This is a genomic window from Gordonia sp. NPDC127522 (assembly GCF_042672305.1).
Lineage (GTDB): Bacteria > Actinomycetota > Actinomycetes > Mycobacteriales > Mycobacteriaceae > Gordonia > Gordonia hongkongensis.
Genome location: NZ_JBHXVK010000001.1, coordinates 545,776 through 560,492, shown reverse-complemented (window position 1 = coordinate 560,492; position 14,717 = coordinate 545,776). Strand labels below are relative to the sequence as shown.

Below are 14,717 nucleotides of genomic sequence, written 5' to 3'. Positions count from 1 at the left end.
AGGCGCTACGAAGTTCTACACCTGCCGGGCAGCCGCCGGCTCGCGCGCGCGGCCGTGACACGATGAACCCCGTGGCTACCCCCTCGCAGTGGATCCAGGGCGCTCGTCCGCGCACGCTCCCCAACGCGATCGCGCCGGTCGTGGTCGGTGTCGGCGCGGCGCTGCACTCCGGCGAAGTCACGTGGTGGAAGTCCGTACTCGCGCTGGCGGTGGCCGTCGCGTTCATCATCGGCGTGAACTTCGCCAACGACTACTCCGACGGCGTGCGGGGGACCGACGACGATCGGGTCGGTCCGATGCGCCTGGTCGGGTCGGGCGCCGCGTCGCCGAGGGCCGTGAAGACCGCCGCGTTCCTGTGCTTCGGGATCGGGGCGGTCTGCGGGCTCGTCCTCGCGATCGCGACGGCGTGGTGGCTCGTGCTGGTCGGCGCGATCTGCATCGCCGGCGCCTGGTTCTACACCGGCGGCAAACGCCCCTACGGTTACGCCGGCTGGGGCGAGGTCGCGGTGTTCACCTTCTTCGGGCTCGTGGCCGTCCTCGGCACCCAGTTCGTCTCCGCCGGCCGCATCGACTGGGTCGGACTGGCCGGCGCAGTCGGCATCGGCGCGATCTCGAGCAGCGTGCTGGTCGTCAACAACCTCCGAGACATCCCCAGCGACACCGAATCCGGCAAGATCACCCTCGCCGTGCGCCTCGGTGACGCCCGGACCCGGATCCTGTTCGCCGTGCTTCTGCTGACCCCGCTCGCGATGAGCGTGGTCCTGGCGTTCGCGACCCCCTGGGCGCTGCTCGGCCTGGTGACGTTCCCGCTGCTGTGGCAGGCCTACGCCCCGGTCCGGACCGGGGCGGCCGGACCGGGACTGATCCCGTCGATCGGGACGACCGGCAAGGCGATGCTCGCCTGGGCGGTCGTCACGGCGGTCGCGCTCGCGCTCACCTGACGGACCTCGACGCCAGACCTGCGCCGACGATCAGACCTGAGCCTCGACGTCGGGCAGGCTCGCCACGACCGCGTCGCGGAGTTCGTCGGCGGTGGTGGCGGATTCGATCAGCGCCCGCGACGCGTCGTCGGCGGTGTCGATGATCCCCAGCAACAGGTACTCCGCGCGGAGGCGGCGGTCACCCCGTTCCCGCGCGATCTCCATGGCCCGGCCGAACACCGTCCGGGTGTCGTTCGCGAAACGCGGACGGGCGCCCCGGCCCCGCGGTCCGCGCCGGCCGCGCCCCGGCTCCCAGGGGCCCTCGCCGGCGAACGGTCCGCCCGGCCCGAAGCCTTCGGGCCCGAAGCCGCCCGGCCCGAAACCACCCGGCCCGAAACCCTCTGGCCCGAGACCCTGTGGGCCGCAATCCGGCCGGGGTCCGCGACCGCGACCATGGTGCCGGTGCCCCCGACGCCCGTGACCACGTCCCCGGGGGCCGCGCTCGGCACGCTCGCCCCAGCCATCGGACAGGTCCTCACCGAAGCGACCGCGCACCGCTTCCCGGACCTTGTCGAGGTCGATTCCGATGCCGCGCAGGGCTTCTCGATCCGCCTCGTAGCGTTCGCGAGTCGACTCGTCGTCGGCGGTCTCCGCGGTGTCGGACCGTTCCGCGTGCTCGTCGTGGTACTTCCGGACCACCTCCCGGGCCGACGTCAGCGTCAGCCCCTGGTCGGCCAGCAGCGCGAACAACGGGCTGCGGGCGTTGCAGAGCATGCCCAGGATCAGGTGGTCGTTGCCGAGTTGCCGGTGACCCAGGTCGCCGGCCTCCTGCGTGGCGAAAGCCAGCAGCATCTTGTCATCGCGACTGATTCGCTCGAACATCTGTGTCTCCTTCCGGCCCACTCGCGCGGGCCTCACGTTGTGAGTGCTTCTGATGCACGGCCTGTCGGCTGATCTGCAGCACTTCTGCGATCGCCTGCCAGCTCCACCCGTGGGCACGGGCGTTGGCCACCTGCACGTCCTCGAGTCGGTCGGCCAGGGTGCGCAGGGCGCGTACCGCGGCCAGGCCCCTCGCCGGATCGCCGCTCGCGGCGTCTCCGGCCAGCTCGGCGCTCGGCGCGTCGGGTGCGGTGTCGGTGCTGTGGTCGTCGTGCATGATGTCAGGTTATGTTGACATCGACGGCGTGTCAAGAATTGTTGACGAGCGGGGCATGTCACATCTGCTCGACCGCGCAGCCGCGACCGGACTACTCGTTCTGGATCGACTCGCTGATGTTCATCCGCCCGGCGCGGACCGCGGGGACGAAGGCACCGATCAGGCAGAGGGCAACGGCGATGGTCACGAAGAGCAGGGCCGACGGCCGTGGCGAGTACAGCACCGTCAGGGACGTCGTGATGGTCAGGATCTGGTTGCTGAGCAGATGCATGGCGGCACCGAGGACGACGCCGAGGACCGACCCGACCAGGGCGACCGCTCCCGCCTCGGCGAGCACTGTCCGCGAGACGAACCGGCGGGAGGCCCCCATCGCCCGCAGGACGCCCAGTTCGCGTCGTCGCTCGAGGACCGAGAGCAGCAGTGTGTTGAGCAGTGCGATCGCGGCGGCACCGGCGACGATCCACTGGATGGCGACCGCGAACGCGCCCGCCTGCTCGACGGTGGCCTGGGTGGCCGCGAGGGCCTCGGCGCCGCTGTAGACCCAGATCGGCTTGTTGCCGGTCGTCGGGACGCCGTCGACCAGCGCCTCGAGGTCCCGGCGGACCTGCTCCGGGTCGGCATCGGGCGAGATGATCACCTGCAGGTAGGTGTCACCGTCGCGGTCGAACCACTCCCCCAGCAACTCCTGCGACATGGCCGCCACACCGGAGTCGAGGGAGACGTAGTCGACGGTGTCACGCACGACCGTCTGCCGCGGACCGTTGGGGGTCGCGAGTTCCACCGTGTCGCCCGTGCCCACGCCCAATGCGCGGGCCAAGACGTTCGACATCAGGATGCCGTCGCCGGCGAGGACGCTCGCCACCGCTTCCGGCGACGCCTTGCGCATGAACGGTGCGCGCGAACCCGGCTCGAGCCCTTGCACATTCGCCTTGCTCTCGCCGATGTTGACCGCGGCCCACTGACCACCGACGACCTCGGTGACCCCGGGAACCGCCGCGACGCGTTCGGCCACCGAGGGCGGCAGGATCGGCCCCAGGGGCAGGCTCGCGGCCGACGTCGACGACACGTAGAAGTCCGGATCACCCAGTCCGTCGAGCGATTTCGACATCGACGAGACGAGGTTGTCCAGTGCTCCCGACGTCCCCATGCCGACCGCGATGGCCACCGCGACCGTCATCAGCGTCGCCCACGCGCGCCGCGGGGCGCGCTCGGTGTTCACCGAGGCCAGCTGTCCGGGGCCTCCGAACCAGCGCGCCACCCGAACCACCGCCCAGGCCAACGGTTTCGACAGCGCGAAGCACAGCAGCAGCGCGCCGACCAGATAGAAGACGCCGGCCACGATGGCCGGGCGGCCCGGCACGGTCGCCACGACCACCCACGACGCGATCAGGCCGGCGACACCGAGCACCGCGGCGATCACCACCGCGGGACCACGCCGCGCGGCGGAGTCCGACACCTCGACCGGAGCCATCGCCTCCACCGGCGAGACCGCGAACACCGCCCGCGCGGCCAGCGTCGTCGCCGCGACACACGCGACCACACAGGCGATCACCGCCGCCGCGGGCGCATATCCGGGCAGGTGGTAGTTGATGACGGTGCCGACGGAATCGGCCGGGGGTTCGGGCAGGCTGCTGATCACCGCCCGCCCGGCCAGGATTCCGAGGGGGATGCCGAGTACGCCGCCGACGAAACCCATCAGCGCGGCCTCGCCGAGCATGTCCCCGACGAGGTGAGACCGCTTGGCCCCCAACGCCCGGATCATCGCCAGCGACCTCCGCCGCGACGCCACCGCCATGTTCATCGTGTTGAACACCAGGAAGGCGGCGATCACCAGCGACACGAGCGAGACCAGCAGGGTCGCGTCGCGGGTCACCGAACTCGCGACCTCGGCCTGCTTGGCGCGGAAGTCCGGATCGACCACCACCGCGCGGCCGTCCACGATGCCCTGCACCTGCGAGCGCACGGCGGACACATCGGCGCCGGGCTCGGTCACGATGATGGATCGAGTCGAGCCGGCCCTCGAGTCCGACGAGCCGCTGCGCGAGGTCGACGTAGGCGAAGAGAAAGCGGCCGTTGTTGAGACCGGCGGCCTGCTCGTTGCCGACGACCTCGAGGACCTCGACCTCGATCCCGTTGACGGTCAATCGGTCTCCGCGGTCGAGCCCGAGTCCCGGGCCGACGAACACGCCGGTGCGCAGTCGGTCCAGGTCGACGGTCCCCGGACCGGTCCCGGCCTGCCCCTGTTGCAGGGCGCCTCGCAGACTGCCCGAGAGCTGGGTGACGCGCTGATCGGAGCCGAGCAGCGGCACGGCCGAACCGTCGACGACGACCGACCCGCGGATCATCGGCACGACGGCCGTCGCCGCGTCGACATCGCGACGGATCTCGCCGGCCAGCGACTCGTCGACGCCGGTGTCGGTGATGCCGGCGACCTCGATGTCGGCGACCCCCGACACCGCATTGTTGAAGTCCCGCACCGATTCCGACGCCGACCCGTAGGTCCCGAGCACCGCGATCAGCAACGCCGACGACACGACCACCACCGCCAGCGAGGTGAGCAGGCGCAGCCGGTGGGTACGGATCTCGCGCAGGTTCAGCAGGCGGATGCGGGTCAGACCGGCGGCGACGGCGGCGGCCCGAGAACCCCGTCGCGCCACTAGGCGATCTTCCCGTCGCGGACCGTGATGGTGGTGTCGGCGACCGCGGCGGCCTTCGGGTCGTGGGTCACCATCACCACCAGCCGATCGGGGGTGTCGTGGGCGACCTCGGAGAGCAGTTCGAGTACCGCCTCACCCGTCTTGGAGTCCAGGTTGCCGGTCGGTTCGTCGGCGAGCAGGATCGTCGGGTCCATGATGAGCGAGCGGGCGATCGCGACGCGCTGCATCTGGCCGCCGGACAGCTCCGAGGGCCGATGGTCGACCCGGTCGCCGAGTCCGACCCGCGCAAGCAGTTCCACGGCACGGGGTTTCGCCTTGCGGAGCGACTGGTTGTCGAGCAGTCGCGGCAGCGCGACGTTCTCCCACGCCGACATCGTCGGCACGAGGTTGAAGAACTGGAAGACGAACCCGACGCGGTTGCGCCGGAACTCGGAGGCGGCGGTGTCGTCGAGTGCCCCGAGGTCGACACCGTCGATGCTGATCCGGCCCGACGTCGGGGTGTCGAGAGCTCCGAGTACGTGCAGCAGGGTGCTCTTGCCCGCTCCCGACGGGCCGACCACCGAGACGAACTGACCGCCGTCGATGGACAGGTTCAGACCGTCGAGGGCGCGAACCCGTTCCTCGCCCATCTGGTACTCGCGCACCAGATCGACCGCTTCCACCAGGGCACTTCCGGTGCCGGGCGTCCGCCCGGGTTCCATCGACACTCCCGGATCGTAACCCACCCGCGGCGGCCGGCCCGGGTCTCAGGCGGTCCAGCGACCGGTGGCGAGGAACTGGTCGAGCACCGTCTCGGCGGGGCCGAGGTCGAACGAACCGGCGGCGAGCCAGTCGTCGTCGAAATAGGTCGTCGCGTACCGGTCCCCGGAGTCACACAGCAGGGTGACGATACTGCCGGGCGTGCGCGCGGCGACCATCTCGGCGACGAGCGAGAAGGCCCCCCACATGTTGGTGCCGGTGGAACCACCGACCCGACGACCCAGGAGGTCGCTCACGCGCCGCGCGGTCGCGATCGACGCCGCATCGGGCACCCCGATCATGCGGTCGATGACCTGCGAGATGAACGACGGCTCGACCCGCGGCCGGCCGATGCCCTCGATGCGCGAACCGGTCTGGGCGGTCAGCGTGCCGTCCGCCGACGCGTAGGCCGGCAGGAACACCGAGTTCTCCGGGTCGACGACGGCCAGCCAGGTGTCGTGGCGCCGGTAGCGCACATACCGTCCAAGGGTCGCCGACGTACCACCGGTACCCGCCCCCACGACGATCCAGGTGGGGATCGGGTGTTCCTCCTCGGCCAGCTGGGCGAAGATCGACTCGGCGATGTTGTTGTTGCCGCGCCAATCGGTGGCCCGTTCGGCCATCGTGAACTGGTCGATGAAATGGCCGCCGAGTTCGGACTCGAGACGCAACGCCTCGGCGTAGACCTCACCGGGGTGCTCGACGAAATGACACCGCCCGCCGTGGCGTTCGATGAGTGCCGTCTTCGCCGGCGACGTGCTCCGTGCCATCACCGCGATGAACGGGACGCCGATCAGCTCGGCGAAGTAGGCCTCGCTCACCGCCGTCGACCCCGACGACGCCTCGATCACCGGCGTGCCCTCGACGACCCACCCGTTGCACAGCGCATAGAGGAACAGCGAACGCGCGAGCCGGTGCTTCAGCGACCCCGTCGGATGGGTCGACTCGTCCTTGACATAGAGGTCCACGCCGACCTCGCGGCTCGTGTCGCCGTCGGCGACGGTCCAGCGCGACCATGCGGGCAGCGCAACGCGGAGGAGATGGGTGTCGGCACTGCGCCGGCCGTCGGCCTCGATGAGGCGGACGGCGTTCTGGGTCCAGGCCCGATCAGCGCGACGGTCGACGACTCGCGTGGGTTCCACGGGTCGCCGAACTCACTTCTCGCCGCGGAGCCGAGCCTGCAGGTCGTCGTGCTTGGAACGGCGACCGGCCTCCAGTGCCGCGATCTCGCTGTTGACCTTCAGACGCAGGGTCTTGAAGAGGACCATGCCGAGCGGGAGCGCGATCAGCACCCCGAACACCGCCGCCACGAGGAACGGCACCTCGACGCCCACCAGGTTGCCGCCGACCATGATGATCACCACGACCGCGGTGACGAGCAGCAGACGCGCGAACGTGTACGCGAACAGGGCGAACGCGAGGGTCATCGGGCGTCCACCCGCCTGCGGCGTGTCGTCGCCGGCCGTGGTCTCGCGGGTGGCCGCGTCGGGCGTGGCCTTCTTGCCGGGGGTGGGGTCGGGCGTTTCACTCACCCCCTAAGCGTACTGGGCGGTCTCGGCGCTCCCGCAGGTCGCGGGCCTTTGCATGCTCTTTACCTCCCACTGACGGTTCGAGTACCTGGGCGATTTGCGTGTATTCATAAGGAACTCGTCCACCACCGTGCAGAGCCGCTTCGCCATCTCGGCGCACCGACCGAGCACTCCAACACGCACAGGGGGAATCATGACCAGCATCGAGACCGCACCGCCCACGACCTACATCACCCCGGGACTGGCCAGCCAGCACACGTTGACCCCCGGCCAGGTCGCCGCGATGTTCAACGTGAATCCCAAGACGGTCGCCCGCTGGGCGAGCTCCGGCATCCTCGGCTCGATCCGCACCCCGGGCGGCCACCGACGCTTCCGCGAGGAGGACGTCGTCGCCTTGCTCAACCGCCGCGCCCACTGACCCGGCGGCCCTGTAGTTCTCCCGACGACCCGACGCCCGGCCGGACCTCATCCGATCGGTGGAGAAGTGCGGGTCAGGTCGGCTTTCGCCCTGACCTCTCAGGCGTCTCACGTACGCTGGTCGTCGGGAGGTTGTCATGATCTATCTGTTCGCCGTTCTGGGTCTGCTGGCCATCGGTTTCCTCATGTGGCGCGCCTTCGGACCCCACTCCGACGAGTCCGGCGACACCCCTTCGCCCGGCCCGCGTCGATCCCGTCCCCGCGGCCCGCTCGGTCCCGACGACGACCCCGATTTCCTGCGCGACCTGGACAATCGCACCCGCGGTACCAACGGCACCGACGGTGATGAGATCTGAGGCGTGACGCGCGGCCGAAAAGCTGAGACCAGGTTCAGAACGTCTCTGCGGAACATACCCGTGGGTAGGGTATTGTCCACTTCACCATCGACTCCCCGATGGCCGGACCGAGAGAAGGCGCCGTTGAACCCGGGACGATCTCCGCGAGGGGCGTCGACCGATGACGACCTGAGCTTCGCCGAGAAGATCGGATACCTCTTCGAACACAGCCGTGACGAGAACGGCATCCGATATACCGGCAAGAAGATCGCCGAGAAGGCCAACCGTCTCGGCTACTCGCTGTCCGACGCGTACATCTCCCAGCTACGCACCGGCAAGGCCCGCACGCCGTCGTTCCGCACCGTCGAGGCCATCGCCCGCGCCTTCGACGTCAGCGTCACCTACTTCCTGTCCAACCCCGACGAAGACCTCGAACGCGTTCGGCAGCAACAGAATTACGTCGAGATGCTCCAGGTCACCGGGAGTCACCTCTCCGGGATCGACATGGGTTCGCTGTGCCCGGACACCATCGACGCACTCATCGACCTGCTCAAACTGGTCAAGGCCCAGGCGATCGCCAAGCGGGCGGAGGAGAACTCCCCGAGCGAGGCGTCCGGCTGACGGGTTCCGCCGGCGCGCCCTCACAACCGGGCGGTACTCACAGACCGGCGTAGGAGTGCAGTCCCGAGACGACCAGGTTGATGATGAACAGGTTGAACAGCATCGCCACGAATCCGGCGACGTTGATCCAGGCCGCGGCATTGCTGCGCCAGCCCGCCGTCGCGCGTGCGTGCAGGTAGGCCGCGTAGATCACCCAGGCGATGAAGGACACCGTCTCCTTGGGGTCCCAGCCCCAGAATCGGCCCCAGGCCGCCTCGGCCCAGATGGCACCGCAGATCACCCCGAGGCCGAACAGCGGGAAGCCGATCACGACGCACTTGTAGGCCAGGCGGTCGAGCTGCTCGACGGACGGCAGATGTTCGACGACCCGACGGACCGCGCCGCCCAGACCCGGACGGGTCGCGGCTGTGGTGGAGTCGTCGGACGAGGTCGGAGCCCACCGCATCTTGATCAGGTAGAGGATGCTCGCCACACCGGACACCAGCAGGATGCCCGAGGACACCGAGATGATCGAGACGTGCACGGCCAGCCAGTAGGACTTCAGGGCCGGGACGACGGGTGCGGCCTGGGTGTAGAGCCAGCGGCCGGCGATGAACATCAGCAGGATGACGGGCAACAGCACGAACGAGAGCAGCGGTCGGTGCTCGCGCTTGCGCAGGATGATCAGGGCGGCGAGCACGCCCGCGGCACACGTCATCGAGATGAACTCGTACATGTTGCCCCAGGGCGCACGGTCGGTCGCGATGCCGCGGAGCACGATCGAACCGATGTGCGCGGCGAGGCCGACGACGACGACCGGGAGCGCCATGTTGCCGAGCTTCTCGCCCAGGGTCCGGCGCGACGACTCGTCGACCCGCCCGGGCACCCGCGTGTCGGTTCCGTTCGCCCCGGCGTTGACCAACTGCTTCTGCTCGAGGCGTCGGCCGCGGACCGCGGCGAGGGCGCCCAGGAACAAGATGACCGCGACGACGTAGACCGTCATGGCCGTGCCGTAGAGCAGGTCCGAGTACCGCGCGAGAGTCTCGTCGATCGGCATCGCCGGAGCGTCGGTGTTCATGTGCTTCCTTTCGCCGGCCGCTAGAGCCGCCGGGTCGTCCGCCGCGAGGCAGGTCCGTCGGAGTCGTCGGCCACCAACTCGGCCGCCTGCTCGTCGAAGCCCTCACCCCAACCGGCCTGATCGGTACGCGCCAGCCCGGCGATTTCTACTACAGTACGTCGTTGCCCAGTGTCCGGGCCATCAGTGTCCGGGCCATAGGTGTCCTGGCCATCGCCGTCGGCACGAGCGCTCACTGCCGGCACCGGGACCAGGCGGGCCCAGATACGCCGGCGGCGGATCAGCAGCGACACCAGCAGACCGCCGAGCATGACGATCGAGCTCACCAGCACCCAGATCTGGGCGGGGTCGTGCGAGACCTGCACCGACACCCACCGCTCGTAGCCGTCGAAGGTCACCGTCGTGCCGTCGGCGAGGGTGTGGCTCTGGCCGACCGCGAGGTTGACCTGCGCCTGACGCTGGAGGCGGCCCTGTTCGATGAGGTCCTGATCGAGCGAGTAGACGTTCTGCGGTCTGCCGGTGTCCAGACCGGTGTCGCCCTTGAAGATCCGGATCGCGACGAAGGGGTCGTCGGGGGTCGGCGACGACGACGTCAGCAGCGAGCCGTGGAACGACGCGGTGGGCGCGAACAGGCCCTCCAGCGCGATCTGGTTCTTCCGGCGGTCGTCGGCGTCGGGGTACAGACCCGCCGGGGTGTCGAAGCGTGCCGCGCCCGACGAGAGCATCGTCTGGAGCTCGTCCGGCACGAACGGGGTGGTCTGGGTGCGCTTCTCCCCGTTGGGGAAGGTCACCGTGAACGTCGGCGCGAAACCGTTGCCGAGGACGTAGACCCGGTCGCCCGCGACGCGAAGCGGTTCGTTGACGCGCACCGACGCGGTGTCCCAGCCGGCGGGATCGCCGAGGTTGCCCACGCTGCCGTCACGGCCCGCGGCGTACCGGATGGTGGCGTCGTACATGTCGGGCTGGCCGCTGGGCAGGAAGGTCGCCGAGAAGTCGTCGACGCGGAAGCAGAACGGCGACAGGTCGGTGCCGTCGACCAGGTTGCCGGCGCGGAACGAGTCGTAGACCGCGGTCGAGGTGTTGCACAGTCCCTGTTCGCCGTCGGCGACGAGGCTGCGGGTGCCCTCGTAGCCGTACATCTTGCCCAGCGCGATCGACACCAGCAGCGCCAGCAGCGCGAAGTGGAACACCAGGTTGCCGAACTCGCGCAGATAACCCTTCTCCGCCGAGACCTCGACGCACCCGTCCGGATACGCCTTGCTCGGCTCGCGGACCACGACCTCGCGACGCCACCCGCGCAACCGGCCGTCGATCCGTCGGGCGACCGTCTCCGGATCCCCGTCGACGGTGTGGGTCACGTGCCGCGGCAAGCGCGACAGGTTGCGCGGTGCGGCAACGGGTTTGGCGCGCAGACTGTGGAAGTGCTCGACCATGCGCGGCGTCAGGCAGCCGACGAGGGAGATGAACAGCAGGACGTAGATCGCGGTGAACCAGGCGCTGGAGAAGACGTCGAAGAGCTGCAGGCGGTCCATCCACACGCCGAGCTGACCGCGGGCGGCGATGTACTCCAGGGTCTTCTGCTCGTTGAGCTCGCGCTGCGGGAGCAGGGCACCCGGGATCGCGGCGAGGGCGAGCAGGAACAGCAGGATCAGCGCGGTCCGCATCGAGGTCAGCGAACGCCACAGATTGCGCAGGGGCCACAGCACCCGGCGGCGGGCCCAGTGGGGCTTCGGGGCCGGTTCGGGGGTGTCCACCTGCGGGCGGTCGGTCACATCGGTCATCAGGACAGCACTCAGATCGGTAGTTGGGTGTCGGTGACGAAGCGGACCTGGACCCACACGATGAACTGGTCCCACCAGCCGGTCAGCAGGGCCACACCGACCCCGATCAGCAGGACGCCCCCGATCACCTGGATCGTGCGGGCGTTCCGGCGGAGCCAGCCGAGACTGCGCAGGGCCCAGGCCGAGGAGAAGGCCAGGATCACGAAGGGCAGGCCCAGGCCGAGGCAGTACGCCACGATGAGGGTCACGCCCTTGGCCGCCGTCGACCCCTCCGTCCCGCTGACGGTCGCGATCACCGCGGCCAGGGTCGGCCCGAGGCACGGCGTCCAGCCGAGCGCGAAGACCGCTCCGAGCAGCGGCGCCCCGACGATGTTGGAGACCCGCCGCGGTTCGAAGCGGACCTCGCGCTGCAGAGCCGGGATGAGGCCGATGAACACCAGACCCATGGCGATGGTCACGACCCCGCCGATGCGTTGCAGCAGTTCGCGATTCAACACGAAGGTACTGGTCACGCCGAGGACGGTGGCGGTGGCGGCGACGAAGACGACGGTGAAGCCGAGGACGAACAGGCCGGCGGCCAGCGCGACCCGCGACCGGCCGCTCTTGGCGCTCTCCCCCACCTTCACCGCGGGCGCCTCGGCCCCGACAAGACCCGCGAGGTAGGACAGGTAGCCCGGGACGAGGGGCACCACGCACGGAGAGGCGAAGGACACGAGCCCGGCGAGCAGGCAGGCGGCGAAGGCGAGCAGCAGCGGTCCGCTGGAGACGGTGTCGGCGAACGTGTCGCCGATCGAGGAGGCGAGCACCAGGGTGGTGGGGGCGATGGTCGGATCCAAGGTGGTCGGGTCCATCACACCGACCCCGCCGGCTCGGCCGCGACGCGCTTGACGACCTCGTCGAGCTCGTTGTCGGAGACCGCCTTGAGGAACACCGCCGCCGGCCGGTGCTCCCGATCGAGGACGATCGTCGTCGGCACCACCGAGGTGGGCGTGGTCAGAGCGGCCAGTGACATCCCCGGGAAGTCGTAGATCGACGGGAACCCGACCTTGCGGTCGATGACGAAGTCCTTGGCCGACTCGCGGTCATCGCGCAGGTTGATGCCGAGGAATTCCACCCCGTCGGCGCGATTGCGTTCGTAGACGCGCTCGAGGTCGTCGGCCTCACCGCGGCAGGGTCCGCACCACGAACCCCACACGTTGACGACGACGACCTTGTCCGCGAATCGCGGGTCGGACAGCGACAGCGGCTGCTCGGTGACCAGGTCCTCGCCGGCGAGTTCGGCGATCGGCTTGCGCTCGTCGGGCGCGTAGGTGATGACGGTCTGCCCGCCCGGTGACACGAACTGGAAGGTGTTCCCCTGCGCGACCGCGTCGTCGCCGGTGCTGCATCCGGCGACCAGCAGGATCAGGGCCGACAACATCGTCGGCAGGAGGAACTTGCGCACTACGTCAGGCTTTCTTCACGCACCGGTGGCCAGTGGGTCCGAGGACCCGGCCAGCTCGGAGTAGATGATGTCGACGAGGGCGTCGTCGTCGTAGATGAGGCTGGTCAGCGAGGCCAGGGAGCACTGCCGGCGACGCGGGTCGTGCCAGAGTCGCTGACCTTCGAGGAACCGGCGCAGGGTGTACACGGGCAGCTGGTGGCTGACGCAGACGGCTTCGTGACCGCGGGCGGCGTCGCGGGCCTTGTTCGCGGCGGCGAGCATGCGGTGGGCGAGCTGGATGTAGGGCTCGCCCCAGGAGGGGGTGAACGGGTCGCGGAGTTTGGGCCAGTGCCGGGGCTTGCTCAGCGCACCGTCGCCGACAGAGACCTTGAGACCCTCGAAGACGTTGTCCGCCTCGATGAGGTCGTCGTTGGTGAGGATCGGGATGCCGTGCGCGGCGGCGATCGGGGTGGCGGTCTCCTGCGCGCGCTGCAGCGGCGAGGCGAACACGGCCTTGACGTCGTGGTCGGCGAGGGTGTCGGCGACCTTACGGGCCTGCGCCTGGCCGTCGCCGGAGAGGCGGAAGCCGGGGAGACGGCCGTAGAGGATGCCGTCGGGGTTGTCGACCTCTCCATGGCGCATCATGTGGACGATCGTGTGCATCAGGCGTTGTCCCCCGGGGTGGCTGCGGTCGCGGCCGCCTGCGCTGCCGCGGGCAGCGCATCGGCGATCTGCGAGAAAGCATCCTCGTCCAGCGCCGCGGACACAAACCAGGCTTCGTAGGCGCTCGGCGGCGCGTACACGCCGCGTTCGAGCAGGGCGTGGAAGAACGGCGCAAACCGCCAGGTCTCGGTGGCGGCGACGCCGTCGTAGTCGAAGATCGGGATCTCCGGGTCGGTTGTGAAGAACACACTCAGCAGGCTGCCGGCCTTCTGCACGCGGTGGGCCACGCCGGCCGCGGACAGCGACTCGTGCAGCAGTGCCGCGAGCCGGTCGGAGTTGGCGTCGAGCGTGCGGTAGACCTCGACATCGGCGTTGCGCAGGGTCGCGAGCCCGGCGGCGACGGCGACGGGATTCCCCGACAGCGTGCCCGCCTGGTACACCGGCCCGGTCGGCGCGAGTCGTTCCATCACCTCGGCCCGGCCGCCGAACGCCGCGGCGGGCAGTCCCCCGCTCATGACCTTGCCGAAGGTGTAGAGGTCGCCGGCGACGCCCTCGAGCCCGTACCAGCCGCTCGGGCTCACCCGGAAGCCCGTCATGACCTCGTCCATGATGAGCAGCGCCCCGTGGCGTCGGGTGAGCTCGCGCAACCCGGCGTTGAAACCCTCCACCGGGGCGACCGCACCCATGTTCCCGGCCGCGGCCTCGGTGATGACGGCGGCGATGTCGTCGCCGAACTCGGCGAAGGCGTCGGCGACGGCGGTGAGGTCGTTGTAGGGCAGCACGAGCGTGTCGTGGGCCGACGCACCGGTCACGCCGGGGCTCGTCGGGAGGCCCAGGGTGGCGACGCCGGACCCGGCGGCGGCGAGCAGTGCGTCGACGTGCCCGTGATAGCAGCCGGCGAACTTGATGATCTTGGACCGGCCGGTGTACCCGCGGGCGAGCCGGATCGCCGACATCGTCGCCTCGGTGCCGGAGTTCACCAGCCGGACGCGCTCGACGGGGTCGACGCGTCCGATGATCTCCTCGGCGAGTTCGATCTCGGCCTCGGTGGGCGCACCGAAGGACAGGCCGCCGGTGGCCGCCTCGCGGACCGCCTCGACGACCGCCGGGTGCGCATGTCCCAGGATCATCGGGCCCCACGAGCTGACCAGGTCGACGTAGTCGTTGCCGTCGGCGTCGGTCAGCCGGCATCCGGACGCCGAGGCGATGAAGCGAGGGGTCCCGCCGACCGCGGAGAACGCGCGCACCGGGGAGTTGACGCCGCCCGGGATGGCCTGCGTCGCGCGGGTGAACAGCGCGGCGGAGGCGGCCGTGCCGGGAGCGGGCGTGGCAGCAGCGGAAGGGGTCACGGCCTACAGTGTTCCAAACGGCACCGGGTGACCCAAATCCTCGCTGGTGGGAGGGGGTGCGACCCGGCTCGAAC

General features: G+C 69.9%; 15 protein-coding genes and 1 pseudogene. 4 read left to right on the top strand and 12 right to left on the bottom strand.

Going from position 1 to position 14,717, the window contains the following annotated elements:
- Positions 1-71: 71 nt before the first annotated feature.
- Complete coding sequence (locus tag ACFVHY_RS02605) at positions 72-941, top strand: 1,4-dihydroxy-2-naphthoate polyprenyltransferase (RefSeq protein WP_390268007.1); 870 nt, start codon at positions 72-74, stop codon at positions 939-941.
- 30 nt (positions 942-971) lie between these two features.
- Here the strand turns inward: ACFVHY_RS02605 and ACFVHY_RS02600 are convergent, their stop codons facing one another.
- The 6 genes and pseudogenes from ACFVHY_RS02600 to ACFVHY_RS02575 all read right to left on the bottom strand — a co-directional run bounded on the left by ACFVHY_RS02600 (position 972) and on the right by ACFVHY_RS02575 (position 7,003).
- Positions 972-1,802: a Clp protease N-terminal domain-containing protein gene (locus ACFVHY_RS02600; protein ID WP_390268004.1), complete on the bottom strand. Its 831-nt coding sequence runs from the start codon at positions 1,800-1,802 to the stop codon at positions 972-974.
- Complete coding sequence (locus ACFVHY_RS02595) at positions 1,777-2,076, bottom strand: helix-turn-helix domain-containing protein (protein ID WP_226512595.1); 300 nt, start codon at positions 2,074-2,076, stop codon at positions 1,777-1,779. The genes ACFVHY_RS02600 and ACFVHY_RS02595 overlap by 26 nt, the downstream gene beginning before the upstream one ends.
- A 91-nt stretch (positions 2,077-2,167) precedes the next feature.
- A pseudogene (locus ACFVHY_RS02590) lies at positions 2,168-4,733 on the bottom strand (FtsX-like permease family protein).
- Positions 4,733-5,434, bottom strand: a complete 702-nt coding sequence (locus ACFVHY_RS02585; protein WP_390268803.1) for an ABC transporter ATP-binding protein — start codon at positions 5,432-5,434, stop codon at positions 4,733-4,735. Before ACFVHY_RS02585 ends, ACFVHY_RS02590 begins: the two are co-directional and overlap by 1 nt.
- A gap of 45 nt (positions 5,435-5,479) precedes the next feature.
- Complete coding sequence (locus ACFVHY_RS02580; RefSeq protein WP_065629221.1) at positions 5,480-6,613, bottom strand: PLP-dependent cysteine synthase family protein; 1,134 nt, start codon at positions 6,611-6,613, stop codon at positions 5,480-5,482.
- A 12-nt stretch (positions 6,614-6,625) separates the two neighbouring features.
- Positions 6,626-7,003 (bottom strand): DUF4229 domain-containing protein, encoded by a 378-nt coding sequence (locus ACFVHY_RS02575; protein WP_390267999.1) that lies wholly within the window; start codon positions 7,001-7,003, stop codon positions 6,626-6,628.
- Positions 7,004-7,193: 190 nt separating this feature from the next.
- On the opposite strand from ACFVHY_RS02575, the gene ACFVHY_RS02570 reads away from it, so the two are divergent.
- The 3 genes from ACFVHY_RS02570 (at position 7,194) to ACFVHY_RS02560 (ending at position 8,373) form a co-directional block, all read left to right on the top strand.
- On the top strand, positions 7,194-7,418 hold the full coding sequence (locus tag ACFVHY_RS02570; protein ID WP_058252666.1) for a BldC family transcriptional regulator: 225 nt from the start codon (positions 7,194-7,196) through the stop codon (positions 7,416-7,418).
- Positions 7,419-7,554: 136 nt separating this feature from the next.
- Positions 7,555-7,773 carry a hypothetical protein gene (locus ACFVHY_RS02565; RefSeq protein ID WP_058252665.1) on the top strand — a complete coding sequence of 73 codons (219 nt, stop codon included), beginning with the start codon at positions 7,555-7,557 and terminating at the stop codon, positions 7,771-7,773.
- Positions 7,774-7,896: 123 nt separating this feature from the next.
- Complete coding sequence (locus ACFVHY_RS02560) at positions 7,897-8,373, top strand: helix-turn-helix domain-containing protein (RefSeq protein WP_058252664.1); 477 nt, start codon at positions 7,897-7,899, stop codon at positions 8,371-8,373.
- Positions 8,374-8,410: 37 nt separating this feature from the next.
- Here the strand turns inward: ACFVHY_RS02560 and ccsB are convergent, their stop codons facing one another.
- From ccsB to hemL, 6 genes are read right to left on the bottom strand one after another with little or no spacing between them, the layout of a single operon-like run.
- Positions 8,411-9,430: a c-type cytochrome biogenesis protein CcsB gene (gene ccsB, locus ACFVHY_RS02555; protein ID WP_390267995.1), complete on the bottom strand. Its 1,020-nt coding sequence runs from the start codon at positions 9,428-9,430 to the stop codon at positions 8,411-8,413.
- A 20-nt stretch (positions 9,431-9,450) separates the two neighbouring features.
- Entirely contained in the window at positions 9,451-11,208 is a 1,758-nt protein-coding gene (locus tag ACFVHY_RS02550; protein ID WP_390267992.1) for a cytochrome c biogenesis protein ResB, read from the bottom strand.
- Between the two features lie 11 nt (positions 11,209-11,219).
- Positions 11,220-12,059, bottom strand: coding sequence for a cytochrome c biogenesis CcdA family protein (locus tag ACFVHY_RS02545; RefSeq protein ID WP_390267989.1), 840 nt, complete (start codon positions 12,057-12,059; stop codon positions 11,220-11,222).
- The gene (locus ACFVHY_RS02540) at positions 12,059-12,652 is read right to left on the bottom strand and encodes a TlpA disulfide reductase family protein (protein WP_137809717.1); all 594 of its coding nucleotides are present in this window, start codon (positions 12,650-12,652) and stop codon (positions 12,059-12,061) included. The genes ACFVHY_RS02545 and ACFVHY_RS02540 overlap by 1 nt, the downstream gene beginning before the upstream one ends.
- Before the next feature lie 15 nt (positions 12,653-12,667).
- A complete protein-coding gene (locus ACFVHY_RS02535) occupies positions 12,668-13,294 on the bottom strand; it encodes a histidine phosphatase family protein (RefSeq protein ID WP_390267986.1) in 627 nt (208 codons plus the stop codon).
- The gene (hemL, locus tag ACFVHY_RS02530; protein ID WP_390267983.1) at positions 13,294-14,643 is read right to left on the bottom strand and encodes a glutamate-1-semialdehyde 2,1-aminomutase; all 1,350 of its coding nucleotides are present in this window, start codon (positions 14,641-14,643) and stop codon (positions 13,294-13,296) included. The genes ACFVHY_RS02535 and hemL overlap by 1 nt, the downstream gene beginning before the upstream one ends.
- Between the last annotated feature and the right edge of the window lie 74 nt (positions 14,644-14,717).